General features: G+C 72.8%; 25 protein-coding genes and 4 tRNA genes. 14 read left to right on the forward strand and 15 right to left on the reverse strand.

From position 1 onward, the window contains the following. The first annotated feature begins 93 nt into the window (after nt 1-93). From ACH5HR_RS05130 to ACH5HR_RS05145, 4 genes are all read left to right on the forward strand, one after another. The gene (locus ACH5HR_RS05130; protein ID WP_416476597.1) at nt 94-1,554 is read left to right on the forward strand and encodes a sugar porter family MFS transporter; all 1,461 of its coding nucleotides are present in this window, start codon (nt 94-96) and stop codon (nt 1,552-1,554) included. Nucleotides 1,555-1,687: 133 nt separating this feature from the next. Continuing rightward, the gene (locus ACH5HR_RS05135; RefSeq protein WP_416476598.1) at nt 1,688-2,140 is read left to right on the forward strand and encodes a MarR family winged helix-turn-helix transcriptional regulator; all 453 of its coding nucleotides are present in this window, start codon (nt 1,688-1,690) and stop codon (nt 2,138-2,140) included. Continuing rightward, nucleotides 2,137-3,774, forward strand: coding sequence for an MDR family MFS transporter (locus ACH5HR_RS05140; protein ID WP_416476599.1), 1,638 nt, complete (start codon nt 2,137-2,139; stop codon nt 3,772-3,774). Before ACH5HR_RS05135 ends, ACH5HR_RS05140 begins: the two co-directional genes overlap by 4 nt. A 182-nt stretch (nt 3,775-3,956) precedes the next feature. Continuing rightward, entirely contained in the window at nt 3,957-4,490 is a 534-nt protein-coding gene (locus tag ACH5HR_RS05145) for a MarR family winged helix-turn-helix transcriptional regulator (protein ID WP_402373679.1), read from the forward strand. Here the strand turns inward: ACH5HR_RS05145 and ACH5HR_RS05150 are convergent. Genes ACH5HR_RS05150 through ACH5HR_RS05160 form a run of 3 tightly spaced genes read right to left on the reverse strand, consistent with a single transcriptional unit; the run spans nt 4,459 to nt 7,076 of the window. Next, the gene (locus ACH5HR_RS05150) at nt 4,459-5,178 is read right to left on the reverse strand and encodes a tyrosine-protein phosphatase (RefSeq protein WP_402373676.1); all 720 of its coding nucleotides are present in this window, start codon (nt 5,176-5,178) and stop codon (nt 4,459-4,461) included. The genes ACH5HR_RS05145 and ACH5HR_RS05150 overlap by 32 nt on opposite strands. 33 nt (nt 5,179-5,211) lie before the next feature. Further along, on the reverse strand, nt 5,212-5,622 hold the full coding sequence (gene msrB, locus ACH5HR_RS05155; protein WP_416476600.1) for a peptide-methionine (R)-S-oxide reductase MsrB: 411 nt from the start codon (nt 5,620-5,622) through the stop codon (nt 5,212-5,214). Between the two features lie 59 nt (nt 5,623-5,681). Continuing rightward, on the reverse strand, nt 5,682-7,076 hold the full coding sequence (locus ACH5HR_RS05160) for a DEAD/DEAH box helicase (protein ID WP_416476601.1): 1,395 nt from the start codon (nt 7,074-7,076) through the stop codon (nt 5,682-5,684). 168 nt (nt 7,077-7,244) lie between these two features. Between ACH5HR_RS05160 and ACH5HR_RS05165 the strand changes: the two genes are divergently transcribed. Then, a complete protein-coding gene (locus ACH5HR_RS05165) occupies nt 7,245-7,994 on the forward strand; it encodes a M50 family metallopeptidase (protein WP_402373667.1) in 750 nt (249 codons plus the stop codon). A 42-nt stretch (nt 7,995-8,036) separates the two neighbouring features. Here ACH5HR_RS05165 and ACH5HR_RS05170 read toward each other — a convergent pair whose 3' ends face one another. Then, a complete protein-coding gene (locus ACH5HR_RS05170; protein ID WP_416476602.1) occupies nt 8,037-8,858 on the reverse strand; it encodes a DUF1206 domain-containing protein in 822 nt (273 codons plus the stop codon). A 137-nt stretch (nt 8,859-8,995) separates the two neighbouring features. After that, nucleotides 8,996-9,283 carry an iron-sulfur cluster biosynthesis family protein gene (locus ACH5HR_RS05175; protein WP_402373661.1) on the reverse strand — a complete coding sequence of 96 codons (288 nt, stop codon included), beginning with the start codon at nt 9,281-9,283 and terminating at the stop codon, nt 8,996-8,998. Between the two features lie 244 nt (nt 9,284-9,527). Between ACH5HR_RS05175 and ACH5HR_RS05180 the strand changes: the two genes are divergently transcribed. Next, a tRNA-Lys gene (locus ACH5HR_RS05180) sits at nt 9,528-9,600 on the forward strand. Between the two features lie 37 nt (nt 9,601-9,637). Continuing rightward, a complete protein-coding gene (locus ACH5HR_RS05185) occupies nt 9,638-10,420 on the forward strand; it encodes a glycerophosphodiester phosphodiesterase (protein WP_416476603.1) in 783 nt (260 codons plus the stop codon). Nucleotides 10,421-10,435: 15 nt separating this feature from the next. On the opposite strand, the gene ACH5HR_RS05190 is transcribed toward ACH5HR_RS05185, so the two are convergent. Both ACH5HR_RS05190 and ACH5HR_RS05195 read right to left on the reverse strand, forming a co-directional pair. Then, nucleotides 10,436-12,121 (reverse strand): mechanosensitive ion channel domain-containing protein, encoded by a 1,686-nt coding sequence (locus ACH5HR_RS05190; RefSeq protein WP_416476604.1) that lies wholly within the window; start codon nt 12,119-12,121, stop codon nt 10,436-10,438. A gap of 4 nt (nt 12,122-12,125) precedes the next feature. After that, nucleotides 12,126-12,308 (reverse strand): putative antibiotic biosynthesis monooxygenase, encoded by a 183-nt coding sequence (locus ACH5HR_RS05195; protein WP_416476605.1) that lies wholly within the window; start codon nt 12,306-12,308, stop codon nt 12,126-12,128. A gap of 261 nt (nt 12,309-12,569) precedes the next feature. On the opposite strand from ACH5HR_RS05195, the gene ACH5HR_RS05200 reads away from it, so the two are divergent. Then, nucleotides 12,570-13,736, forward strand: coding sequence for a M15 family metallopeptidase (locus ACH5HR_RS05200; RefSeq protein WP_416476607.1), 1,167 nt, complete (start codon nt 12,570-12,572; stop codon nt 13,734-13,736). Nucleotides 13,737-13,757: 21 nt separating this feature from the next. Here ACH5HR_RS05200 and ACH5HR_RS05205 read toward each other — a convergent pair whose 3' ends face one another. Continuing rightward, nucleotides 13,758-14,102, reverse strand: a complete 345-nt coding sequence (locus tag ACH5HR_RS05205; protein WP_402373940.1) for a metallopeptidase family protein — start codon at nt 14,100-14,102, stop codon at nt 13,758-13,760. 88 nt (nt 14,103-14,190) lie between these two features. Between ACH5HR_RS05205 and ACH5HR_RS05210 the strand changes: the two genes are divergently transcribed. The 5 genes from ACH5HR_RS05210 (at nt 14,191) to ACH5HR_RS05230 (ending at nt 15,512) form a co-directional block, all read left to right on the forward strand. Beyond that, nucleotides 14,191-14,263 (forward strand) — tRNA-Glu (locus tag ACH5HR_RS05210). Nucleotides 14,264-14,412: 149 nt separating this feature from the next. Then, nucleotides 14,413-14,486, forward strand: a tRNA-Asp gene (locus ACH5HR_RS05215). A gap of 56 nt (nt 14,487-14,542) precedes the next feature. Next, a tRNA-Phe gene (locus ACH5HR_RS05220) sits at nt 14,543-14,618 on the forward strand. Nucleotides 14,619-14,766: 148 nt separating this feature from the next. Further along, nucleotides 14,767-15,183 carry a phage holin family protein gene (locus tag ACH5HR_RS05225; RefSeq protein ID WP_402373635.1) on the forward strand — a complete coding sequence of 139 codons (417 nt, stop codon included), beginning with the start codon at nt 14,767-14,769 and terminating at the stop codon, nt 15,181-15,183. Beyond that, nucleotides 15,180-15,512, forward strand: a complete 333-nt coding sequence (locus tag ACH5HR_RS05230) for a DUF3618 domain-containing protein (protein WP_416476609.1) — start codon at nt 15,180-15,182, stop codon at nt 15,510-15,512. Before ACH5HR_RS05225 ends, ACH5HR_RS05230 begins: the two co-directional genes overlap by 4 nt. A gap of 57 nt (nt 15,513-15,569) precedes the next feature. Here the strand turns inward: ACH5HR_RS05230 and ACH5HR_RS05235 are convergent, their stop codons facing one another. Further along, nucleotides 15,570-15,824 carry a BldC family transcriptional regulator gene (locus tag ACH5HR_RS05235; RefSeq protein ID WP_402373629.1) on the reverse strand — a complete coding sequence of 85 codons (255 nt, stop codon included), beginning with the start codon at nt 15,822-15,824 and terminating at the stop codon, nt 15,570-15,572. Between the two features lie 360 nt (nt 15,825-16,184). Here ACH5HR_RS05235 and ACH5HR_RS05240 point away from each other — a divergent pair, with 360 nt between their 5' ends. Beyond that, the gene (locus tag ACH5HR_RS05240) at nt 16,185-16,388 is read left to right on the forward strand and encodes a DUF3073 domain-containing protein (protein ID WP_402373627.1); all 204 of its coding nucleotides are present in this window, start codon (nt 16,185-16,187) and stop codon (nt 16,386-16,388) included. 72 nt (nt 16,389-16,460) lie between these two features. Here the strand turns inward: ACH5HR_RS05240 and purM are convergent, their stop codons facing one another. From purM to ACH5HR_RS05270, 6 genes are all read right to left on the reverse strand, one after another. Continuing rightward, nucleotides 16,461-17,564: a phosphoribosylformylglycinamidine cyclo-ligase gene (gene purM / locus ACH5HR_RS05245; protein WP_402373625.1), complete on the reverse strand. Its 1,104-nt coding sequence runs from the start codon at nt 17,562-17,564 to the stop codon at nt 16,461-16,463. Between the two features lie 31 nt (nt 17,565-17,595). Next, nucleotides 17,596-19,143 (reverse strand): amidophosphoribosyltransferase, encoded by a 1,548-nt coding sequence (gene purF / locus ACH5HR_RS05250; protein ID WP_402373624.1) that lies wholly within the window; start codon nt 19,141-19,143, stop codon nt 17,596-17,598. A 43-nt stretch (nt 19,144-19,186) separates the two neighbouring features. Next, nucleotides 19,187-19,522, reverse strand: a complete 336-nt coding sequence (locus ACH5HR_RS05255) for a histidine kinase (RefSeq protein WP_402373622.1) — start codon at nt 19,520-19,522, stop codon at nt 19,187-19,189. 30 nt (nt 19,523-19,552) lie between these two features. Beyond that, on the reverse strand, nt 19,553-22,336 hold the full coding sequence (locus ACH5HR_RS05260; protein WP_416476612.1) for an ExeM/NucH family extracellular endonuclease: 2,784 nt from the start codon (nt 22,334-22,336) through the stop codon (nt 19,553-19,555). 309 nt (nt 22,337-22,645) lie between these two features. Beyond that, nucleotides 22,646-23,017, reverse strand: a complete 372-nt coding sequence (locus ACH5HR_RS05265; protein WP_416476613.1) for a sterol carrier family protein — start codon at nt 23,015-23,017, stop codon at nt 22,646-22,648. A gap of 46 nt (nt 23,018-23,063) precedes the next feature. Then, entirely contained in the window at nt 23,064-24,557 is a 1,494-nt protein-coding gene (locus ACH5HR_RS05270; protein WP_402373614.1) for an RNB domain-containing ribonuclease, read from the reverse strand. Nucleotides 24,558-24,572 lie beyond the last annotated feature (15 nt).

The following is a 24,572-nucleotide window of genomic DNA, read 5'->3' on the forward strand; positions in this document are numbered from 1 at the left end:
GTCGCCAAAGGCACTCGCCGTGCCCGCTCACCGCATCACTCCTAGCATCACCAGGAGAAGGCCCCGGGACCGGGGCGTGGGAGGAGACCTGAGATGACCTCAGCAGCACCGACCGGTGCCGGCGCCAGATCAGCGCACCGCAAGGCGATCAGCCTGTCGATCGCCGCCGCCGTCGGAGGCTTCCTGTTCGGCTTCGACTCGTCGGTGATCAACGGCGCGGTGTCGGCGATCGAGGGTGAGTTCGAGCTCGAGGCGACGGTCACCGGCCTGGTCGTGGCGGTGGCGCTGCTCGGCTGCGCCCTGGGTGCCTGGGGCGCCGGCCGGCTCGCGGACCGCATCGGTCGCGTCAAGGTGATGCTGCTGGGTTCCGCCCTGTTCCTGTTCTCCGCGGTGATGTCGGCCCTGGCGTGGACCGCGCTGGACCTGTCGCTCTGGCGCTTCCTCGGCGGCATCGGCATCGGTATCGCGTCGGTCATCGCCCCGGCGTACATCGCCGAGATCTCGCCGGCCTCGATCCGCGGCAGCCTGGCCTCCCTGCAGCAGCTCGCCATCACGGTGGGCATCTTCGGCGCCCTGCTGAGCGACCAGCTCCTGGCGAACGCGGCCGGTGGTGCCGCGAACGAGCTGTGGCTGGGGTGGGAGGCCTGGCGCTGGATGTTCTTCGTCGAGGCGGTGCCCGCCGTCGTGTACGGGTTGCTGGCGCTGCGGATGCCGGAGTCTCCGCGCTACCTCGTCGCGCGAGGTGCCACCGACGAGGCCCGTCGGGTGCTCTCCTCGGTCCTCGGACCGCAGGAGGACGTCGACGAGCGGATCGCCGAGATCGAGAAGTCGATCGCCGTCGACGAGGAGAGCGCCCACCTCGGTTCGCTCAAGGGCTCCGGGTTCCTCGGCCTGAAGTCCATCGTCTGGGTGGGCATCCTGCTGGCGATCTTCCAGCAGTTCGTCGGCATCAACATCATCTTCTACTACTCGACCACGCTGTGGCAGGCGGTGGGCTTCGACGAGTCGCAGGCGTTCCTCGTCTCGACGATCACGGCGGTGACGAACATCGCGGTGACCTTCATCGCCATCGCGCTCATCGACAAGGTGGGCCGGCGTCCGATGCTGCTCATCGGCTCCGCGGGCATGGCGGTCTCCCTGCTGCTGATGGCGGCGGCGTTCACCCAGGGCAACGCCGTCGTGGACCAGGCGACCGGGGAGTCGTCGCTGTCGTTGGAGGGTGCGTGGGCGACCATCGCGCTCATCGCGGCCAACGCGTTCGTCGTCTTCTTCGGCGCCACGTGGGGCCCGCTGATGTGGGTGATGCTCGGCGAGATGTTCCCGAACCGGATCCGTGCGGCGGCTCTCGGCGTCGGCGCGGCGGCGAACTGGCTGGCGAACTTCACGATCACGCTGACCTTCCCGCCGATGCTGTCGACGTTCGGGCCGGCCGTCCCGTACGGCATGTACGGGTTCTTCGCCGCGTTGTCCTTCGTCTTCGTGTGGTTCAAGGTGTCGGAGACGAAGGGCAAGCAGCTCGAGGACATGACCGAACAGGTGCGCCGCCGCACCTGACGCCCGCCGCCGAGGTGGTGGGGCGCTCCACTACCTCGGCGGCGGACGTCCTGCCTCGGGCAGACTCGCCTCGATCACTTGCTTGGTGCAAGCAATCTACACTACGGTGCCCGAGGCAATGAAAGGGGTCGACGTGTCAGAAGGTGCCTCGACAGCACTCGTCTCAGCGCTCGAGTCGCTCGCACGCGCTCAGCGGGCGGCGGCGAGTCGGATCGCGCGTGACCTCGACTGGCCACGGGCCGGGCTCGGCATCGTGCGGCTGATCCGGAACCGCGGGTCGGTCCAGCTCTGCGACGTGGCCGAGGCGCTGCGCGTCGACGCCTCCGTCGCGAGCCGCCAGGTCAGCGCACTGGTCGACGCAGGCTACGTGCGCCGCACCGTCGACCGGGCGGACCGCCGCGCTCGCACCCTGGAGCTCACCGACGCCGGGCGCGCGTTCGCCACGGAGTCGGACCGCTACTTCGACGACTTCGTCGACGAGGCCTTCGCGGACTGGTCCGCGGGCGACCTCGCCGACGCCATCACCCGGATCCGCGACGTCGCGGCCGCCATCAGCTCCGTGACCCAGGAGGTCCCGCCTCGATGACCGACACCACCAGCTCCGCGCCGGGCACACCCGGCACCACGGAGAGGCCGGCCGCGCCGCTCGACGCTCCGGCCGAGAACAACCCCGCGATGACCCGCCGCGAGACGCTCGAGGCACTCTCCGGCATCCTGCTCGGCGTCTTCGTCTCGCTGCTCGCCACCACGATCACGTCGACCGCTCTGCCGCGCATCGTCGCGGACCTCGGCGGCTCGCAGCACTCCTACACGTGGGTCGTCACGGCCATGCTGCTGACGATGACCGTCTCCACGCCGTTGTGGGGCAAGCTGGCGGACCTCACGAACCGCAAGGCCCTCATCCAGGTCGCGCTGGTGATCACCGTGGTCTCCGCGGCGGCGGCCGGGTTCTCCCAGGACATGTCGGCGCTGATCACCTTCCGTGCCCTGCAGGGCATCGGGGCCGGCGGCCTGATGTCGCTGGCGACGGTACTGATGTCCGACATCATCAGCCCGCGCGAGCGCGGCAAGTACATGGGCCTCATGGGCGGAGTCATGGCCGTGGCGCAGATCGGCGGCCCGTTGCTCGGCGGCGTCATCACCGACTCGTTCCTCGGCTGGCGGTGGACGTTCTTCGTCGGCGTCCCGTTCGCGGTCGCCGCCCTCGTCGTGCTGCAGAAGACGCTCCACCTGCCGGCCCGGGGCGTGCGCAAGGTCACCATCGACTACCTCGGCGCCGCGCTCATCGCCGTCGGTGTCGCACTGCTGCTGGTCTGGGTCACGTTCGCGGGCGACCAGTTCGCGTGGGCCTCCTGGCAGACCGCCGCGATGGTGGGTGCCGCCGTCGTCTCCCTCGCCGCGGTGGTGCTGGTGGAGCGGAAGGTGACGGAGCCGATCATCCCGCTGCACCTGTTCCGCAACCGCACGTTCGTGCTGTCGATCGTCGCGTCCGCGGCCGTCGGCGTGGCCATGTTCGGCACGGCGGTGTTCCTGTCCCAGTACCTGCAGCTCGCCCGGGGCAAGACTCCCACCGAGGCTGGTCTGCTGACGGTCCCGATGGTCGTCGGCACCATGATCGGCGGCATCGTGCTCGGGCGGATCATCTCCCGCACCGGGCGCTACAAGGCGATCATGGTCGGTGGCGCCGCGCTGCTGTCGCTGTCGCTGCTCGGGATGTCCACCATCGGCACCCAGACGAGCTTCGTCGTCATCTCGGTCTACCTGTTCGGGCTCGGGCTGTCCGTCGGCGCGCTCATGCAGAACCTGGTGCTCGCCACCCAGAACACCCTCGACGTGCGCGAGATGGGCGCCGGCACCGCCACCGTGGCGTTCTTCCGTTCCCTCGGCGGGGCCGTCGGCGTCTCGGTGCTCGGCGCCGTCCTGGCAGGCTCCGTCAAGGAGGACCTCGCCGCCGGTCTCGCTCGGCTCGGTGTCCCCGTGTCTGCCATGGGCGACTCGGCCGGCGCGGTCCCGGACATGTCGCAGCTCCCCGCGCCGGTGGTGGACGTCGTCGCCGGCGCCTACACCGACGGCATCACGGGGATCTTCCTCATCGCGGTGCCGATGGCCCTCGTGGCGCTGGTCGCGATCTGCTTCATCCGCGAGATCCCGCTCGGCGAGCGCTCCGGCATCCAGCAGGCCCGCGACCTGACCGCGGCGCAGGCCGCCGACGAGCGCTGAGGCCGAGCCAGGGCCCGGCGCGTCGGGGCGGGCACGGAGGCAGGCTGAGGGACACGAAGAGGTGCTGTCTCGGTCATGGATGGAACCTGCGGCGCCATTTTCACCCGCTCGGAGCGGCTGAATAACCAGATCGTGACCTATAGAGGGTCCCGAACGCCTCCGCACGAGGCCATGATGGGGCCATGCACGACGTCGACTCCGCCCACACCCGTCTGCCGGATCCGCAGACCGATCCCTTCGGCGCGCTCGAGCGCGAGGTCCGCGTGCTCATCCGGCGGGCGCAGTCCACCTCGGCGCAGACGGCGCGGCTCATCCATCCGGAGCTCGACGCGTCGGCGTACCCGCTGCTCGCCCACATCGCCATGAACCCGGGCACCCGCGGCTCGGACCTCGCGGCGCACTTCGGCGTCGGCCGGGCGACGGTGTCGCGCCAGCTGAGCCGGCTCGCGGAGCTGGGCCTCGTGCACCGCGAGACCGACCCCGAGGACACCCGCGGGCAGCAGATCACCCTGACCGACGACGGCGCGGCCCGCTTCCAGCATGCCCGCGACGCCCGCCTCGCGATGCTCGAGGTCGCCCTGTCGCAGTGGGAGAAGGAGGACGTCGCCACGCTGGCGCGCCTGCTGAACCTGTACTCGAAGGATGTCGTCACCTGGCTGGGCAGCCAGCAGTCCGCCGCGCTGCTCAGCGCAGCAGACGCTCGCGCAGCGCGCTGACCGCCTCCGGCTCACCGCCGTGCGCGGCGAACCAGCCTGCCGCGCCGCCGTCGTGCGCCGCGAGGACGTCCAGCACCGCACCGATCGCGTGCGCCGGTGCCGTGAGCAGCTCGGGCGGGAGCGCAGCGAGCACGTGGGCGTCCTCCTCCCGGGTCCGGTGCGCGGGGCGGGCCCGGGCGATGATCCCCGGCATGTTCGGCTCGGTGCGGACGTAGTCCGTGACGATCTCCGCCCGCTCGGCACCCACCAGGAGGAGCAGGATCGCCACCAGCACACCGGTCCGGTCCTTGCCGGCGGTGCAGTGCACCAGCACGGGGGCGTCCTCGGTCGCGACGGCGCGCACCCCGTCGACGAGGTAGGCGGCGCCGGCGCCGTGGAGCAGCTCGACGTAGAAGCGGCCCAGGTCGAACGGGGCGACGTCGCCGGCTCGTCGCGTCCGGGTGGCGCCGGTGAGGACCGGCAGACTCACCACCCGGGCGACCTCGCGCAGCGGGTGCTCACGTCCGCCCTCGCCGACGTCGCGCAGGTCGAGCACGGTGCGGGGCGGCCAGACGACGTCGCGCGGCCCGACGTCGCCGACGTGCGGCGCGTCGGAGCGCAGCAGGACGCCGGGACGCAGGCGTGGGGACGCCGCACCGACGTCACGCAGGTTCACGAGCCGGTCCGGCACGACGGAGGTCTCGGTCATGGGGCGACGGTAGCGGTCGCGGAGACCGCAGCGTCAGCGGGCGGGGGTGCCGGGCTCGAACGTCAGGCTGACGGAGTTCATGCAGAACCGGTCGCCCGTGGGGGTCTGCGGCGCGTCGTCGAACACGTGACCCAGGTGGGAGCCGCAGCGCGCGCACCGCACCTCGGTGCGGACCATGCCGAGCGACCGGTCCTCGATGAGCTCGACCCGGTCACCGGCCAGCGGCGTGTAGAAGGACGGCCAGCCGCAGTGCGAGTCGAACTTGGACTCGCTGCGGAACAGCTCGTTGCTGCAGGCGCGACACCGGTAGACACCCTCGCGGTCCTCGCCGAGGAGCTCACCCGTCCAGGCCCGTTCGGTACCCGCCTGGCGCAGCACCGTGAACTCTTGTGGCGACAGCTCGACGCGCCACTCGTCCTCGCTCTTGGAGACCTCGTACGTCATGCCGATGACAACAGGCGCCGGACGGGAGGTGTTCCCGTCCGGCGCCTGTCGGGCACTCGTCAGCGACGACCGCCGGCCTGCCCGGCGCCCTGGGCGGCGCGGCCGCCGGCACCCTGACCTCCGCGGCCCCGACGGCGGCGGTTGCGGCCGCCCCCGGCACCCTGCGGTCCGGAGGCACCCGAGCGGGGCTGCCCGCCGCCCGACCGCTGGCCCTGCGGCTTCTTGCGGGCCGGCTGCTGCTCGACGGGCGGTGCCGGCTTGACGTACGCGGCGACCTCGCCGACCAGTGCCGCGACCACGGGGTCTCCCGGTGCCACCTGCTGCGGGCGGGCGGCGATGCGGGCCTTGCGCGTCAGGTCGCGCACGTCGCCGCGCTCCTCGGGGAGCATGACCGTCACGACGTCCCCGACCGAGCCCGCACGGGCCGTCCGACCGGAACGGTGCAGGTACGCCTTGTGCTCGGCGGGCGGGTCCACGTGCACCACGAGCTCGACCTCGTCGACGTGGATGCCGCGCGCAGCGATGTCCGTGGCGACCATGACCTTGACGTCGCCGGAGGAGAACGCCGCGAGGTTGCGCTCGCGGGCACCCTGGCCGAGGTTGCCGTGCAGGTCCACGGCGGGCACGCCGGCTGCCGTGAGCTGCTTGGCCAGCTTCTTCGCCTGGTGCTTGGTGCGCATGAACAGGACGCGGCGACCGGTGCCCTGGGCGAGCTGGTGCACGACCTGCTTCTTCGCCTCCTTGTCGGACACGGCGAGGATGTGGTGGGTCATCTGCGGCGGCGGGGCCGCGGCGTCGTCCACCGAGTGCGTGACCGGGCTCTTCAGGTAGCGCTTGACCAGCACGTCCACGCCGTTGTCGAGCGTGGCGGAGAACAGCAGCCGCTGACCGGTGCGTGGCGTGCGGTCCATGATCCGCTTGACGCCCGGGAGGAACCCGAGGTCGGCCATGTGGTCGGCCTCGTCGAGCACCGTCACCGAGATGTCGTCGAGCGTCAGGAGCTTCTGGTTGAGAAGATCCTCGAGCCGGCCCGGGCAGGCGATGACGATGTCGACACCCTGGTTGAGCGCGGTCACCTGACGCGACTGCGCCACGCCGCCGAAGATCGTCGTGGTGCGCAGGCCGAGCGACTGGGCGATCGGCTTCATGACGGCGTCGATCTGGTTGGCGAGCTCGCGGGTGGGGCACAGCACGAGCGCCATCGGGGCGGCGCTGCGCAGGGCGCGGCGCCCGGCGGATTTCGCCGCGGCCTTCTGGCGGGCGAGCTCCGTCACGGTCGGCAGGGAGAACGCGAGCGTCTTGCCGGAGCCGGTGCGGCCGCGGCCGAGCACGTCCTTGCCGGCGAGGGAGTCCGGCAGCGACGCCGCCTGGATGGGGAACGGGGTGGTGATGCCGGCGTCCGTCAGATGCTTCACGACAGGGGTCGGCAGGCCGAAATCGGCAAAGGTAGTCACAGATGAGCCTCTCTGGGGACGTCGTACGACGTCCGGGTCGGGGTCCGCCGCACGTAATCCGGGGGGATCTCCACGACGTGGGGCGCGCGGGTTCGCACTGCCCTCTCACGACCATTGTCGCACGTCGATGCCGATCGACCGCACCGGCTCTCAGGGGGACGTGGTGGAATGTGCCGCGTGGACGACTTCTTCGCGACCGTCGGTGACGTGCTCGGACGGATCTGGACGGCGGCCACCACGCCGGTGGACCCGCCCGACCAGCCCGTCGTGCTCGCCGTCGCGCTGGTGGCGCTCGCCGTCGTCGTCGTCGGCCCGGTGTGGCGGGTGGCGCGGCACGTCGTGACCATCGCGCACGAGGGAGCGCACGCCGTCGTCGCCATGCTCACCGGACGCCGGCTCGACGGGATCCGCCTGCACTCGGACACCTCCGGCCTGACCGTCACCGCCGGGCGCCCGCGGGGTCTCGGGATGATCCTCACGGCGTTCGCCGGCTACGTGGGGCCGGGCCTGGTCGGCCTCGGCGCGGCGTGGCTGCTCCGAGCGGGCTACGCCGTCGGGCTGCTGTGGCTGCTCGTGCTGCTGCTCGCGCTGCTGCTGCTCAAGATCCGCAACTGGTTCGGGCTGTGGTCGGTGCTCGTCAGCGGCGCGGCGCTGGTCGCCGTCTCCTGGTGGCTGGAGCCCGCGACGCAGTCGGCCGTCGCCTACGCCGTGACGTGGTTCCTGCTGCTCGGCGCGGTCCGTCCGGTCTTCGAGCTGCAGGCGCAGCGGGCCCGAGGCCGGGCGCGCTCCTCCGACGCCGACCAGCTCGGACGGCTCACCGGGGTCCCCGGCATCCTCTGGGTGGTCGTGTTCGCCCTGGTCACCCTCGGCTGCCTCGTGCTCGGCGCGGGCTGGATCGTCGGCCCCGTCGGCACCTGACGGCACACGGTGGCACCAGGCGGCCGGGGCAGATCCGCGCGGTCAGATCCGCGCGTACCGCGCGCGGGCGAGCGAGTAGACGCCGTACGCCGCGATGCCGACGCCCGTGACGATCAGCAGGGCCGTCCCGAACGGCTGGTCCCGGATGGTGCGCAGGGCGTCGTCGAGGCCGCCCGCCTTGTCCGCGTCGTGCGTGACACCGGCCGCCACGAACAGCCCGCCCAGGACGGCGAGCGCCACGCCCTTGGCGATGTAGCCGACCTGCCCGAGCCGGACGACGGCGACGCCGGCCTTGCCCCCGCCGGCGCCACGCAGGTCCTCGAGGAACTTCTTGCGCCACCCCTTGACGACGTGGAAGATGCCGACGCCCACGATGACGAGACCTGCCGCGACCACGAGCCAGCGGCCGGCCGGGTCCTGCATGAGCGTCGCCGTCAGGCTCTCCTGCTGGCCGCCGCCACCACCGCCCCCACCGCCGACGGCGTAGCGCGCCGCCATGGCCGCCAGGACGCCGTACAGCACGCCCTTGCCGCCGGCCTTGACGCGTGCGCCGGCCTCCTGGGCGTCGTCCACGCCCGGCACGCCGACGAGCGCCTCGGTGAGCTGCCACAGCGCGAGGGCCGCGAACCCGAGCGTCACCGCCCAGAGGACGATCATCCCGCCGGGCGCGCTCGCGAGCTGGCGGAAGGCCCCGGACTCGTCGGCGCTGCCGGACGAGGACCCGAGCGCCAGCCGGACGGCCAGCCACCCGATGAGCAGGTGCACCACGCCCGACGCCGCGTACCCGGCGCGGGCCAGGACCCGCAGCCCGGTGCTGTTCCGGGCCCGGCGGGCCGCTCCCTGCGCTCGCCCTGATGTCGACACGGTTCACCTCCGGCGCGCCGCGTCCCTCGCGGCGTCGTCGCCACCCTGTCGCAGATCTGCCGCGTGTGCCACGCGTCCGGACAGCACGACGGCGGGCCACCCCGAGGGGCGACCCGCCGTCGGACGGGCTGGGGAGCTCAGGCCTCCTGAGGCGTGAGCACGAATCCCGGGCCCTCGGTGGAGGGCTCGGCGTCGAGCTGCAGCGAGTCGAGCGCGCTGGCAGCCTCGTTGTCGACGAAGACCTTGGTCTCGCCGGAGTCGTCGACGACCGCGTCGTCGGGCTGGGGCGCAGGGACGAGCGCGAGCTCGAAGTTCCCCGGCTGACCCGAGGACTGCGCGATGCGCAGGCCTCCCTCGCTGGGGACGCCGGCCTGCTGGGCCAGCGATTCGACGGCGGTGCGGGCGTTGTCCGTCACGGTGAGCATGAGTGCTCCTCTCGTCGGGTACGCGACCTGTCCACCGAAGCAGCAACCGGGGGTCTCGCGCAACGGGGAGGGCCGAGAGCGAGATCTCTCTCGGGGGCTGAGACACCGGCTGCCGACGCCCGGCAGGCGGCATAGTCTGTCCTCCGGCCGCCGAGAGGCTCGTCGCACGGCGTCGGCACGGATCTCGCCGAGCACGTCGCCCGCGTAGGCTGACCCGCAGCCACCGCTCCCACCGGACGGCGGCGGGCCTCTAGCTCAACTGGCAGAGCAGCGGACTTTTAATCCGCGGGTTCCGGGTTCGATCCCCGGGGGGCCCACTGGCCCGGTCCCCCTCGTGCAGGACAGGATGGCCGGGTGACCACGCTCCTGCCCGACGCCCCGCACCCCGCCGGACCCGTCGTCGTCGCGCACCGCGGCTACTGCGCCGTCGCCCCGCAGAACACCCTCGTCGCCTTCGAGGCGGCCTGGCGCGCCGGCGCCCCGGCCCTGGAGCTGGACGTCCGTCTGACGGCGGACGGCGTCCCCGTGGTGATCCACGACCCGGTCGTCGAGCGCGTGTCCGACGGCGTCGGTGCGGTGGACGAGCTCGACGCCGCCACGGTCCGTGGCCTCGACGCCGGGTCGCGGTTCTCGCCGGTCCACGCCGGGCAGCGCATCCCGACGTTCGCCCAGGCGGTCGACTTCCTCGCCGATCGTCCAGGCATGGACCTGCTGTGCGAGTACAAGGGCCTGTGGACGCCCGAGCAGCTCGCCCCCACCATCGCGGCGATCGACGCGGCGGGGCTCAGCGGCCGCACGATCGTGCAGGGCTTCGACCGCCGGACCGTCGCCGCGCTGCGTCAGGCGGCGCACCACCTGCCCCGGGGCTACCTGTGCGAGGACGCCCCGGCCGACCTCTTCGAGGCCGCGGCGGAGCTCGGCGTCGTCACCGTCAACCCGGCCGTGGCCGCCGTGCTCGCGGACCCGGGTCTGGTCGCCACGGCGCACGGTGCCGGGCTGCGTGTCATGCCGTGGACGTCGAACGAGACGAGCGAGTGGGAGGGCCTCGTCGCCGCTGGCGTCGACGCGATCATCACCGACCGGCCCGGGGAGCTGCGCGGCTGGCTGGCCGGGCGCGCGGGGACACCGCTGCGCTGACGCGCACCCGGCGGGCTACTGCCCGTCGCCCCCGCCGCCATCGCCATCGCCACGACCCCCGCCCTCGCCCGGGCCGTCAGTGGGTCCGCCGTCGCCCGAGTCCGGGGCCAGCCGGTCACGACCACGCGACGTCGCCCGAGGGTCGCCGTCGTCGTCGACCTCGACCTCGCCGGTCATGCGCCGCTCGGCCACGGCCTCGCGCTCGTCGATGGCCTCCTGGCCCGGTCCCTCGAAGTTCTCCCGTCGGGCCTCGGCCTCCTCGCTGCCGCTGTAGAGGCCGGCGGGCTGGGAGGGCGGCATGACCGTCGTCTCGTCCACGCCGCGCTGCGGGGCGGGCACCTCCCCGAGCAGGACGGTCGCGTCCCGGCCCGGGGCCGACGCCGGCACACCGGCGCGCTGCCGGTCCCGCACGGACGAGCGGCGGGGCCGACCGGTCCCCGTCCGCCCGGGCACCACGACCGTCTTGCCGTCACGACGGCCGACTCGCGGCGCCGACGCCGAGGCGGCGGACGCGGCGCTCGACGGCGGCTCGACGGCGACCGGCAGCGGCGTCGGCTCCTCGTCGGCCCGCTCGGGCGTGGTCTCCGCGTCCGCAGCGCCCGGCAGGGCCGGTGCTCCGCCGTCGGGCAGCGGCACCGCGTCCTCGAAGCGCCGGCGGGGCATGGCGTACGGGGCTTCGCGCTGGAGCCACTGCACCAGGCCCTCGCGGACGTGGCAGCGCAGGTCCCACAGCGTCCCGGCGTCGGCGGCGCTGACCAGCGCCCGGGCCTGGACCACGGCGCCCGTCGCCGAGGTGACCTGCAAGACGCCCGTGCGCCGGTCCCACAGGGGGGACGCGTCGAGCAGCCGCTCGAGCTCGGCCCGCATGGCCGGCAGGGGAACGTTGAAGTCCACGTCGATCTCGACGGTGCCGAGCAGGTCAGCGGCACGGCGCGTCCAGTTCTCGAACGGCGTGGTGGTGAAGTAGGTGCTGGGCAGGATGAGGCGCCGGTCGTCCCACGCGTGCACGACGACGTAGGTCAGCGTGATCTCCTCGATGCGGCCGAACTCTCCGTCCAGCACCACGACGTCGTCCACGCGGATCGCGTCGGTGAAGGCGATCTGCATCCCCGCGAACGTGTTGGCGAGGCTCGACTGCGCGGCGAGACCGGCCACCACCGACAGCACACCGGCCGAGGCCAGGATGGACGCGCCCGCCGACTGCAGGCCCGGGAAGGTGAGCAGGACGGCGGCGATGGTGACGATGACGATGACGGCGACGGTGACCCGGCGCAGGATCGAGATCTGGGTCCGCACCCGGCGTGCGTGCCGGTCGCCGCTCGTGACGCCGACCCGGGCCAGGGTCCGGTCCTCCACGACGAACGCCATCGCGCCGACGAGCCACGCCACCGCGATGATCGTCGCGATCAGCAGCGCGTGCTGCAGCACGCCGAACCAGGCCTCGTCCTCGTGCGCCGAGAGCCGGAACGCCACCGAGACGGCGACGACCATCAGCAGCACGCGCATGGGTTGACGCAGCCGGGTGGCGAGGTCGTGCATCAGCGGCCGACGTCGCGCGAACCGGCGGATGAGCACCGCCAGCAGCGTCACGACGACGTAGGCCGCCACCAGGGCGGCAGCAGCCCAGGCCAACGTGACGGTCAGCGACACGGTGGATTCGACCGCGTCGGGGTCGATCGGGGAGTCGCCGTCCAGGAACATGGCCTCAGCCTAGGTACGCGCCCCTGGGGACGCGCTGCGAGCGGGGCGGGGCGTGGAGCAGCGGCGGGCCCGAGGGTTCGTCCTGCCGCGCGGGCGGGTCGAACCAGCCCTCGATCCCGGTGCGCCGCGCGACACCCAGCTCGCTGACGAGGTGCTCGCCCTGGGCCAGCCATGCCCTCGGCGGCACGGATCCACCCGGAACCGAGGAACCTCGGCCACCGGTTCGCGAGCGGAGGGTGCGACGGCCGGGATCAGACGTCCCACGATCCGGACGTGTTCGCGCTCACACCGCCGTGCAGGAGGCAAGACGCGGCATCTGTCCGGACCTTCACCGGCACTTCTCAGATTTTTCGCCGGATCCTTGGTCGATCGTCGCGCAGCTCCCAGAGTCCGGTCACAACCGGACGTCACGATGGACGACGGCCCCGAGACCCGAGGAACAACACCCTTGACCACACGTCGCTTCACCCTGCCCCGGCTGCGCCCGCGCCGCAACCCCGGCAGGCACTTCCAGCCCCGCGCACGCCGCACCAAAGACAGTGCCCGGACCTACCGCACCGGGATCGCCGCCGCGACGGCCATCCTGGCGCTCACGGCCGGCACGGCCACCGCCGTCGGCCCGCTCGCCGGCGGCCCGGTCGCCGAGACCGGCGCCTCGACCACCGCAGAGATCGCCCCGTCGGCCGACCCCACCGCAGGGTCGGAGCCCACCTCGGGCCCGACGGACGACACCGGCGAGGCGACCGAGACCACCGAGGTCACGGCGACCGACGCCCTCCAGCGCGCCGAGCTCGTCACCACCGAGTCGACGTCGGTGTCGAAGAAGCAGGAGAAGAAGATCGCCGCGCAGGCCGAGGAGGTCGCCGAGATCCTCACGAGCCGCGGCGGCGAGCCCGCGTCGCGGTCCGCCGAGCGCACCCCGCTGCCCACGCCCGCCCTGCCCGACGCAGAGGGCTCCGCCTCCCCGCAGCCCTCCGCGCAGGGCGAGGCACCGCCGTCGGGCAGGGACGCCGAGGCGGAGGCCGAGCCCGAGGCGGACGAGGAGACGGCGCTCACCGCTGCCACCGAAGAGCTCATGGTGCTGCTCGAGGACGCCGAGTCCACCGTCGAGGTCGAGGCCGCACCCCCGACGCCGGCGGAGATCCTGGCCAACCAGAAGGCCCGGGCCGACGACGCCGCCAAGGAGCTCGCCGAGCAGGCCGGTTCGGTCGCCGACTACGAGAACGGGCGGATCCCGACCGACGCGATGTGCGAGCTCTCGTTCGCGTCCGGCGAGACGTTGCGCTGCGACGCGGGCGCTCAGCTCGAGCGGCTCGACAAGGCGTACAAGGCGAAGTTCGGCTCGCACCTGTCCATCACGGACTCGTACCGCTCGTACACGTCGCAGGTCTCCACGAAGGCCATGAAGGGCTATCTGGCGGCCGTCCCCGGCCACTCGAACCACGGGTGGGGCGTCGCGCTCGACCTCGGTGACGGCGTGGAGTCGTTCGGTTCCGCCCAGTACGAGTGGCTGCGCAAGCACGGACCGGCGTTCGGCTGGGACAACCCCGGCTGGGCACGGGCGGACGGGCGCAAGCCGGAGGCCTGGCACTGGGAGTACGTGCCGATCGACTGAGCGCCCGGCACGACGGCGCGCTCAGCCCCAGCCGAGCGCGTGCAGCCGGTCGTCGTCGATCCCGAAGTGGTGCGCGATCTCGTGGACCACGGTGACGGCGACCTCCTCGGCGACGTCGTCGGCGGACTCGCAGAACGCGAGCGTCGGGTTGCGGTAGATCGTGATCCGGTCCGGCAGCGAGCCCGCGGCCCAGAACTCGCCGCGCTCGGTCAGCGGGACGCCCTCGTAGAGCCCGAGCAACCCGGGGTCGTCCGCGGGGGCGTCGTCCTCCACGAGGACGACGACGTTGTCCATGAGCCGGGTCAGCTCGGCCGGTACCTGGTCCAGGCCTTCGGAGACGGCCGTCTCGAAGTCCTCGCGCGACATCTCCACCACCGGGCCATCCTCCCCCACGCCGGCGGCGGCAGCCGCGACGTTCACCCACGCCCTGCTCCCCGGTATGCTGTCTCGGCCGGCCCCCATCGTCTAGCGGCCTAGGACCCCGCCCTTTCACGGCGGTAGCACGGGTTCGAATCCCGTTGGGGGTACTCGAGTGACGTGACCCCCGTCACCTCGGATGTTCCGCTGCGGAGCATCGTTCCTGGTCAGGATTCGATTTTAGGATCAAGCCAGGCATGGGGTACGCTTTTCCTCGGCTCGAAAAGAGCCCCTTGATCGGCCGTTCACGACCGATCTTGGCCCTGTAGCGCAGTTGGTTAGCGCGCCGCCCTGTCACGGCGGAGGTCGCGGGTTCAAGTCCCGTCAGGGTCGCGCATGATGCGCCCGGTTCGTCGGTCACGGCGCCCCGGGCGTTCGTGTCATGGCTTGGCTCTGTAGCTCAGTTGGTAGAGCGTTCGACTGAAAATCGAAAGGTCACCGGATCGACGCCGGTCGGAGCCACCACCACGAAGACCCTCGGGCCGCAGCCCGGGGGTCTTCGTCGTTTCAGGGCACCGGGTGCCGACTCACCAGCGCTCTGGAATTGCCTGGACCAGTCAGGACGGGTTGAGTGGGACCACACGCACGCACTCGTCGAGGATCGGAGCAGCCGATGACGGACTGGGACGACGGGCAGACGCCCCCGGCAGACCGGCCTCCCAGCATGGGCCGGCTCGTCGAACAGCTCTCGGAGCAGGCCACCCGCCTGGTCCGGGCGGAGATCGCCCTCGCCAAGGCGGAGCTGACCGAGAAGGCCAAGCGATCCGGGATCGGCGTCGGGCTGGTGTGCGCGGCGCTCGTCATCGTGCTCTACGCGGTCGGCGTCCTCGTCTGGTCCGCGATCATCGGCCTCGCCGAGGCCTGGCCGCTATGGCTCTCGGCGCTCGTCGTCGGCGTCGCCATGCTCCTGGTGGCCGCGCTGCTCGTGCTGGTGGCCGTCCGCCAGCTCAAGCAGGCCGCCCGGCGTCCAGAGACGATCGACCGGGTCAAGGAGGACGTCAACACGCTCAAGGAGGGGATCAAGGGATGAGCCCGGAGCGAGCAGGCCGGACGGCGGCACCCGACGACAGCACGGCCGGCATGAGCCGGGCGGAGCTCGAGGCGCAGGTGGCCCAGGCCCGTCGCCAGGTCGGCGACACCCTCGACGAGCTGACGACGCGGCTGTCTCCCTCGTACCAGGCGGCGCAGCTCGCTCACGGGACGAAGCAGGCCGCGGCCGACGCGGGCGGTCTCCTCACCGGCCACGGGCTCCCGGCGCACGATGCCCGGCGAGCCCGCAACGCCAAGCTCCTCCTCGGCGTGGCCGCCGTCGGGGCGGCGACGGTCACGATCCTCGTCGTCCGTGCGATCCGTCACTGACCGCCCCGCGGTCGTCGGCCACCCGATGGTCGTCGGCCCGGTCACCGGGCCGGCGGCTCACCTCTGCGAGTCGTCGTTCCGCGTGTCGGCCGCGGCGGCGTTCGCCGCCGCCTCGGCCTCGGCAGCCTCGGAGGCCGCCCCGAGCAGCGCCCGGACCTCGGACTCCTTGTAGCGCCGGTGCCCGCCGAGCGTGCGGATGGACGAGAGCTTGCCCGCCTTGGCCCAGCGGGTCACGGTCTTCGGATCGACACGAAAGAGGCTGGCTACCTCAGCGGGCGTCAACAGGACCTCGGAGTCACCGTGAAACGACATCCCCTGCACCTCCTGGTACGCGACCGGTTCGGGCGGCGCCCTGAAGCTCCACGGTCGTGTCGTTCCATTGTGTGCAGAAAGCGGGATTGAGGCGACTTGAACCGAGCGTGAACTTGCGGTGGTCAAGGTCCGACTCGCCCCGTCGGTCCGGAACTTCACACCCCGACGGCGTGACATGAGTCACGCTCGGAGCGCTCCACGACCTGACCAGGCGCGGGTCAGCCGGTTGGCGACGTCGTGCCGAGTGGAGGGAATGCCGTTCCAGCATGTACCGTTGGAACCTGAACAGACGAAATCTTCTCTCGGGGCCGCACGTCTGCGACGTTGCCGCCCCGCTCTTACGTTGAGGGGGTCGGAGCCATGGGCCGGGGCCGTCAGAAGGCTAAGCACACGAAGGTCGCTCGCGAGCTGAAGTACTACAGCCCCGAGACGAACTACCACGCGCTGGAGCAAGAGCTCAAGGCCGACCAGTCGACCGACGTCGTCACCGAGGACCGCTGGAACGACAGCGCGGACTCGGCGTACGACAACAGCTACGCGTCGTGGGACGACGACCGCCGCTGAGTCGCAGCTCCACCACCAGCTCGGTCTCGACAGGGTCGGACGGCACCAGCCGTCCGACCCTTCGTGCGTCCGTCAGCGGTAGTCGCCGACGAGCCGGACCGCCCCCGCGTGCACGCCCTTGGTCCCCACCACGAGGTCCTCGACCGGAGCCGCCGGGTCGAGCTCGGCGACCGTGCCCATCACCCAGGCGTCCACGCCGAGGGTGCGCAGCCGGTCGAGAGCCGCGTCGACGCCGTCGGCCCCCACCACGGCGACCATGCCCACGCCGAGGTTCAGCGTGTTCTCCAGGTCCTGACGAGGTACTCCGCCGAGCTCCCGCACCGTCCGGAAGACGGCCGGCACCTCCCAGGACGCCCGGTCCACCGTCGCCACGACACCCTGCGGGAGCACGCGCGCGAGGTTCGCCGCGAGCCCTCCCCCGGTGACGTGCGTGAAGGCGTGCACCTGCGCCGCATCGTCCCGGGCCAGCGCCAGGCAGTCGCTCGCGTACACGCGGGTCGGCTCGAGCAGCTCCTCGCCCAGCGTCCGCCCGAACTCCTCGACGTGCCGGTCGAGCTCCCAACCGGCGTGCTTGATGACGGCCCGCACGAGCGAGTAGCCGTTCGAGTGGATGCCGCTGGAGGCCATGCCGAGCAGGACGTCCCCGGCACGGACCCGCTCCGGGCCGAGCACGGCGTCCGCCTCGACGATCCCGGTGGCCGCCCCCGCGACGTCGTACTCGTCGGGGGCGAGGAGCCCGGGGTGCTCTGCCGTCTCGCCGCCCACCAGCGCGGTCCCGGCGACCTCGCACGCCTGGGCGATACCGCGCACGATGTCGGCCACCCGCTCGGGCACGACCTTGCCCGTGGCGATGTAGTCCGTCATGAACAGCGGCTCCGCGCCGACCACCACGATGTCGTCGACGACCATGCCGACCAGGTCGAACCCGATGGTGTCGTGCTTGTCGAGCGCCTGCGCGATCGCCACCTTGGTGCCGACGCCGTCCGTCGAGGTGGCGAGCAGCGGCTTGCGGTACTGCTGGAACGCCGAGAGGTCGTAGAGCCCGGCGAACCCGCCCACGCCCCCGAGGACGGCGGTGCCCTGCGTGCGGCGGACGGCGTCCTTCATCAGCTCGACGGCCTTGTCCCCGGCCTCGGTGTCGACGCCGGCGGCGGCGTAGGTCAGTCCATCAGTCACAGCGTCAGGCTCCTGGGTGTTGCGGGGTGGGTCAGGGGTGGTCGAGCGCGGTCTGGCCGCCCACGCCCACCGAGAGCTGGGAGAGGCCGTCCTGCGGCGCTCCGAGGGGCAGCTCGGCCTGCTCGAGCTGGTACTTGCCCAGCTGGTGCTCCTCGGGGAGCTCGATCGGGTACTCCCCGGTGAAGCAGGCGGCGCACAGCTGCGACGCCGGCTGCTCGGTCGCGGCGATCATGCCCTCGGTCGAGATGTAGCCCAGGCTGTCCGCGCCGAGCGACTGGCCGATCTCCTCGGGGGTGAGCCCGTTCGCGATGAGCTCCGCACGCGAGGCGAAGTCGATGCCGTAGAAGCAGGGCCACTTCACCGGGGGCGACGAGATCCGCACGTGCACCTCGGCCACACCGGCCTCGCGCAGCATGCGGATCAGCGCACGCTGGGTGTTGCCGCGCACGATGGAGTCGTCCACGACGACGAGCCGCTTGCCGCGGATCACCTCGCGCAGCGGGTTCAGCTTGAGCCGGATGCCGAGCTGGCGCAGCGTGTCGGACGGCTGGATGAACGTGCGGCCGACGTAGGCGTTCTTGGTCAGCCCTTGGCCGAACGGGATCCCGGACTCCTGGGCGTAGCCGACGGCCGCCGGCGTGCCCGACTCGGGCACCGGGATCACCAGGTCGGCGTCCACCGGGTGCTCCCGGGCCAGGATCCTGCCCATCTCGAGCCGGGCGGCGTGCACCGGCCGGTCCTTGATCGACGTGTCGGGCCGGGCCAGGTAGACGTACTCGAAGACGCAGCCGGCGCGCTCGGTCGGGGCGAACCGCGTGGACCGCAGCCCGTCGTCGTCGATGCAGATCAGCTCGCCCGGCTCCACCTCCCGCACGAAGGACGCGCCGACGATGTCGAGGGCGGGCGTCTCGGAGGCCACGACCCACCCGCGCTGGGTGCGGCCCAGGACGAGCGGTCGCACGCCCTGCGGGTCGCGGGCCGCGTAGAGGGTGTGCTCGTCCATGAAGACGAGCGAGAAGGCGCCGCGCAGCCGCGGGAGCACCTCGAGCGCGGTCTGCTCGAGGGTGTGGTCCTCGTCCCCGACGAGCAGCGCCGTCACCAGCGCGGTGTCCGTCGTGTTGCCGCGGGCGAGCTCACCGCGACGCTGGGCGCCGTAGCGCTCGGCCACCAGGTCGACGAGCTCGGCGGAGTTGGTCAGGTTCCCGTTGTGGCCGAGGGCGACCGTCCCGGACGCCGTCGCGCCGAGCGTGGGCTGGGCGTTCTCCCACGTGACGCCACCGGTCGTGGAGTAGCGGCAGTGGCCGACGGCGATGTGCCCCGTCAGGGCGTTCAGCGCGGTCTCGTCGAACACCTGGGAGACCAGGCCCATGTCCTTGTAGACGAGGATCTGCTCACCGTTGCTGGTGGCGATCCCGGCGGACTCCTGGCCGCGGTGCTGCAGGGCGTACAGGCCGAAGTAGGCGAGCTTCGCGACCTCCTCGCCGGGAGCCCAGACACCGAAGACGCCGCAGGCGTCCTGCGGCCCCTTCTCGCCGGGCATGAGGTCGTGGTTCAGACGGCCGTCAGGGCGCAAGGGCATGCCCCGAGTATCCCACAGCCGACCGCCCGGGCCCGCGTCGTGCTCATCTGCGACGCAGGCTCCGGCGGTCCGCCAGGACGGCGAGAGCGCCGGCGAGCAGCACGAAGAAGGTCGTGGTGCCCAGCACGATCACCGAGACGTACACGCCCGGCTTGAGCAGCAGGGCGCCGTCGTCGCTCGCGATGCCGGACAGCCAGACGCCGAGGACCACGCCGACCACGACGCCGACGACGGCACCCACCGTGAAGAATCCCCGGTACCGGGGCGCGCGGCGCACCCGGGCAGGGTCGACGAGCAGGTGCTCGTCGGGCTCGGCGTGCTCGTCGGGCTCGGCGCGCTCGACCGGCGCGGGAGACGGGTCGGGACTGGTGCTGCTCACACCTCGAGCCTATCCCCCGCGCCGTGCAGGTCAGTCGAGCGGCTCCCACGGACCGTGGCGGTCTCCCGGCTCCTGGTTCCGCGTCCACCAGCGGGCCTGCCACCGCTCGCCGTCGTGCACCACTGTCTCGCCACCCACGTACACCTGCGAGGCCGTCCAGGCGGGGAAGGTGCCGGCGTCGGTCTCGACCGGCGCGCCGATCTCCGCCCAGGCACCCCAGGGGCTGGCGCCCGGCGTCTCGCCGCGCGTCCACCACATCGCCTCGAAGACCCGGCCGCTCGAGGACACCCGGTCTCCGGCCGTGTAGACGACGTCGGCCTGCCAGGCGGGCTCGGTGGGTTCGCCGGGCCCGCCGGCCGTGAGGTCCATCCCGACCAGCAGCGGGTCGTGGTCGGAGGACCGGAACGGCGACTCGTCGTAGAGGAGCGTCACGTTGTAGGCGTACCGGCTGTACTCGTTCGCCACCGGCTCGTACGCGTTGATGTTCCAGATGTCCGTGCCCGTCACGGCGTCGAGCGCCGCCGGGGAGGCCAGCACGTGGTCGAGCGACCCCACCTGGCCGCCGAAGGAGTACGTGTACTTGCCCGTCGTCGGGCCGAGGTCGGTGTAGCCCGCGTCGGTCAGGACCACGATCGGGTCCTCCTGCTCGTAGGCGTTGAGGTCGCCGACCAGCAGCACCCGGTCGGTGCCGGCGTCGGCCGCGACCTCGTCCGCGAAGCCCACCAGCGCCGTCGCCTGCCGCACCCGCGACTCGTTGGACGAGCCCTGACCGTCACCCGCGTCGCCGTCGCCCGGCCAGGGACCGGCCGAGCCCTTGGACTTGAAGTGGTTGGTGATCACCACGACGTCGTCGTCCGGGTCGTCGGCGGCCCCGCCGGCCGGCTGGAAGGTCTGCGCGAGCGGCTCGCGGGCGTTGCCGAAGGCGTCGGACCCGAGCAGGATGCGCGACTCGCCGACCGTCTCGGCCGTGGCGGGACGGTAGACGAACGCGTTGCGGATGACGTCCTCGTCGGTCGGCACGTCGGCGGGCGAGGGCACGAGCTCCCAGGTGCCCGCACCGTCCACCTCGTTCAGCGCGTCGACCAGGTCGGAGAGCGCCTGGTCGCGATCCTTGCCGAACGCGGCCGAGTTCTCGATCTCCTCGAGGGCGACGACGTCGGCGCCGAGCTCGCTGATCGCGGCGACGATCTTGGCCTGCTGCCGCTCCAGGTTCTCGGCGTCGGCGGCGCCCCGGGCGAGGCACCCGCCGCGGACGCTGATCGGGTCGCCGTCGCGATCGGTGTAGTACTGGCACCCGTCGAGCTGGTCGCCGGTGGTCGTGAAGTAGTTGAGCACGTTGAAGGTGCCCACGGTGAGGTCGCCGCCCACGTCGGCGGGCGACGCCTCACGGGTGTCGGCGAACTCGGCCGGCTGCACGGCGGCGGCGTTGTCGCCCGTGAGCTGCTCGAGCGGCTGGAACGACCAGGCGCCGTACCGGTAGTCGAGGACGACGGGACCGGTGAAGGTCACCGGCGCGCCGACACGCAGCGGGTCGGTGCCGTTCAGCCACGGCAGCGGTGTCGACGACCTCGACGACCCCGAGTAGTCCCACGTCGAGCCGTCGTCGAGCTGGACGGCGCGCGCCGCGTTGTCGGCGGCCTGCGCGGCCGCCTCGTCCGAACCGGGGCGACCCGCCGTCGTCGGCTGCACGAGCGGCGAGTCTCCCGCCGCGAGACCCACGGTGCCGTAGAGGTTCGTCGAGTAGTTGTCCGTCACGGTGAGCTCGCCCTGCGGGGCCAGCAGCATGCCCTCGAGGGCCTCGCGCTCGGCGTCGGTGGCCGGCCAGGTCGTGGGGGTCGGCTTCACCGCCTCGGCGGGCTCGTCGAGCACGGTCCACGACGACGGCGTGACCTGCGTCAGGTCGAAGTACTCGCCGGCCTCGCCCGTCACCTCGAGGTGGTCGCCGAGCCCGACCTCCTGGGCCGCGGCGGCGGAATAGACGAAGAGGGCGTCGGAGGCGCCGGGGGTGGCGTCGTCGGCCGGGTCGCCGCCGCTGCCCGAGGTCTGCAGGTAGAGGCCGTCGAACCCGCCCGTCGGGTAGACGGCGGTCACGACGCCGCGGGTGGTGACGACCTGCCCGTCGAGCGGCGAGGAGTCGCCCGTCCCCTGGATCTCCGCGATCGTGGCGGCCTTCGGGTCCGGGTCCGGGTCGGGGTCCGGGTCGGTCTGCGCGCCGCTATTCGCCGGCGTCGGCTCGCCGGCCGTGAAGTCGGCGGCGTTGTCGACCGTGTGTCCGTGGTCGGTCCGCGCGACCGACGTCGCGTTGGTCGTGCCCGGCGCGGGACCGGACCCGAGGAAGGTGTTCGCCGAGCCCCACCCGACCAGGTCGACCAGGTCCGCGACGTCGGCGCACGCCGCACCGGTGCAGTCGAGGCGGTCCGTGGAGGAGACCAGCGCCACCTCGGCACCCGAGCCGGACATGAAGATCGATCCCTCGACGTCGGGCGTCGGAAGGTCCGGCAGGTCGGTGTCGTTGCCGTGCGCCTGCCCCACGAGGAACGAACCGCCCGCCGGGATCTCGCCCGCCAGGTCGGTCTGCCCCGACCAGGTGGTGCCGCCCGCCGACCCGTACTGGACGGACCAGCCGTCCAGGGGGACGGGCTCGTCGCCCGGGTTGTACAGCTCCACGAAGTCCTGGTCGTAGACGGCGCCGTTGTTGCCACCGCCGCCGTAGACCTCCTCGACGAGGACGACGGCGTCCGACGACGGCACGGCTGCGGCAGGGACGGCGGGGACCGCGGCAGCCGGGACGAGCAGGGCGGCGAACGTCGCCACGCCCGCGGTCCGTCGGCAACGCGGGATCCGTGACAGAACAGTCACTCTGGTCCTCCTCGATCAGGGTCGACAGGGCGGGCTCAGCCAAGCAGCCCGGTGTGAACGCTGCTTGAACCCCAGGTCACGACCACGCTGCCGAGAGGAGACCGGTGCTCGACCGTAGCGTCCCCCACCGACGAGCGCAGCCCCGGGAGCCGATGCAGGGGCCGCTGTTCGCCCGGCACTCCGCCTGGTCGCGACGGTGCGGCCGCCTGGCGGGCCAGCGCAGGCGCACCGCCGCCTGCCCCCGCCCGGTGGTCGGTGCTGTCGTCAGCGCGGGCGGGCCGCCTGCAGCGGGAGCAGCCCGGTGAGGTCGGCCCGCTCCCCGGAGGCGTGCACCCGCCCCGACGCGACGGCTTCCACCCACGTCTGCCGGCCCGTCGCGAGCGCCAGCCAGGTCTGGACGTCGGTCTCCACGACGTTCGGCGGGGTGCCCCTCGTGTGCCGCGGACCCTGGACGGCCTGCACGGCGCCGGCCGGCGGGACGCGCACCTCGACGGCGTTCCCGGGCGCGACGTCGGCCAGCTCCTCGAGCGTGAACCGGACCGCCGTCGTCGTGCTCCGGCGGTCCGCCGCCCCGGCGAGCCACTCGGCCACCGCAGCCCGGCCCGCGGCCGGGTCCGTCCGTCGTCGTGCAGGCATGGGCCCAGGCTATGTCGGTCGAGCCCGCTGATGATCCGGGCGGGCTTCACGGCAGGGTGAAGAGCACCCGCCGCTCGGCCACCGAGGCCTCCGCCAGCGTCACCCGGGCGCGCTCCCCCAGCGGCAGCTCCACGCCCTCCGCGCCGACGACGGCGGCACGCACCGCCGGGTCGCGCAGCATGACCTGGCCTCGGGCCCGCCGGGGACGGCCGTGCTGGTCCACGGCAGCGTCGGCGTCCACGACGACCCCGTCGAACTGTCTCCCGACGCGGGACCCGAGCAGCACCGCTTCGACGATGTCGACGCACGCCCGCTCGAAGGCGTTCGCGCGGCGTGCCGCCGCCTGCATCGTCGCGGGCAGGGCGGGCAGCGCGGCCAGCGCCCACTCCGGCACGTCACGGCCGGCGGACTGCGCGACGCAGATCTCCGTGCCGTACCGGTCGACGAGCCGGCGCAGCGGCGCCGTGACGTGGGCGTACTCCGCCCCGATGGCCGCGTGCCGGGCGTCCGCAGGCAGCGGGACCCGCGCGCCGCCGTCGGGTCCTGGCACGCCGAACGCCAGGTAACCCGCACCGCGGAACAGCGTCGTCGCCTCGTTGAGGAACGCCGCGTGCGCCGATCGCCGGGACTCGAGGCGCGGCAGCAGCTCGGCGTAGGTCGTGTGCTCGGGCCAGTCGATCCCCAGGGCGGCCGCCGTGTGCCGCAGGCGTGCGACGTCGCCCGACGCCGCGGGCGGCAGCGTCCGGAAGACGCCCACCCCGGCCTCGCGCATGAGCCGGGCCGCCGCGATGCCGGTGAGGAGCGAGATCTGGGCGTTCCACTCCTCGATCGGCAGGGTGCGCCGGAGCTCCAGGTCGTAGGAGCCGTCCGCGCGCCGCACCACCTCCTGCTCGGGGACCGCCAGCGAGACCCCGCCGCGCTCCTGCTCGCGAGCGTGCCGCAGCCGGCCGACGTCGGCCAGGAGCGTCAGGGACTCCGGCGCGGACCCGGCGTCGAGCGTGGTCTGCGCCTCGCCGTACGTGAGCCGTGCCCGCGAGCGCACGACGGCGCGGGTGACGGTGGTGCTCGAGATCTCGCCGGACGAGTCGACGGCGATGGTCCACAGGACCGCCGGACGGTCCTCGCCCGGCAGGAGGCTCGCCGCACCCTCGGACAGCACGGTCGGGTGCAGGGGTGTGCGCGAGTCCGGGCCGTAGAACGTCAGCCCGCGGCGGTGCACCTCCGCGTCCAGGGCGCCTCCCGCCGAGACGAACGCGGCGACGTCGGCGATGGCGTAGCGCACGATGTACCCGTGGCCGGACGACGCGACGTGGACCGCCTGGTCGAGGTCGAGGGAGCCCGGCGGGTCGATCGTGACGAAGTCGATGTCCCGGCGGTCCTGGCGGAAGTCCTTCAGGTCGCCGCGCGCCGCACGCTCCGCCTCCGCCCGGGCGTCGGCCGGGTACATGGCGGGCACGCCGATCTCGGCGCGCAGCGCGGCCAGCGCGGACACGACGTCGTCGGAGCTGACGGGCACGAGTCGCAGGTCTCGGGTGGGCACGCCACGACCGTAGTT

The organism is Isoptericola maris (genome assembly GCF_048065335.1).
Classification (GTDB): Bacteria; Actinomycetota; Actinomycetes; order Actinomycetales; family Cellulomonadaceae; genus Isoptericola; species Isoptericola rhizosphaerae.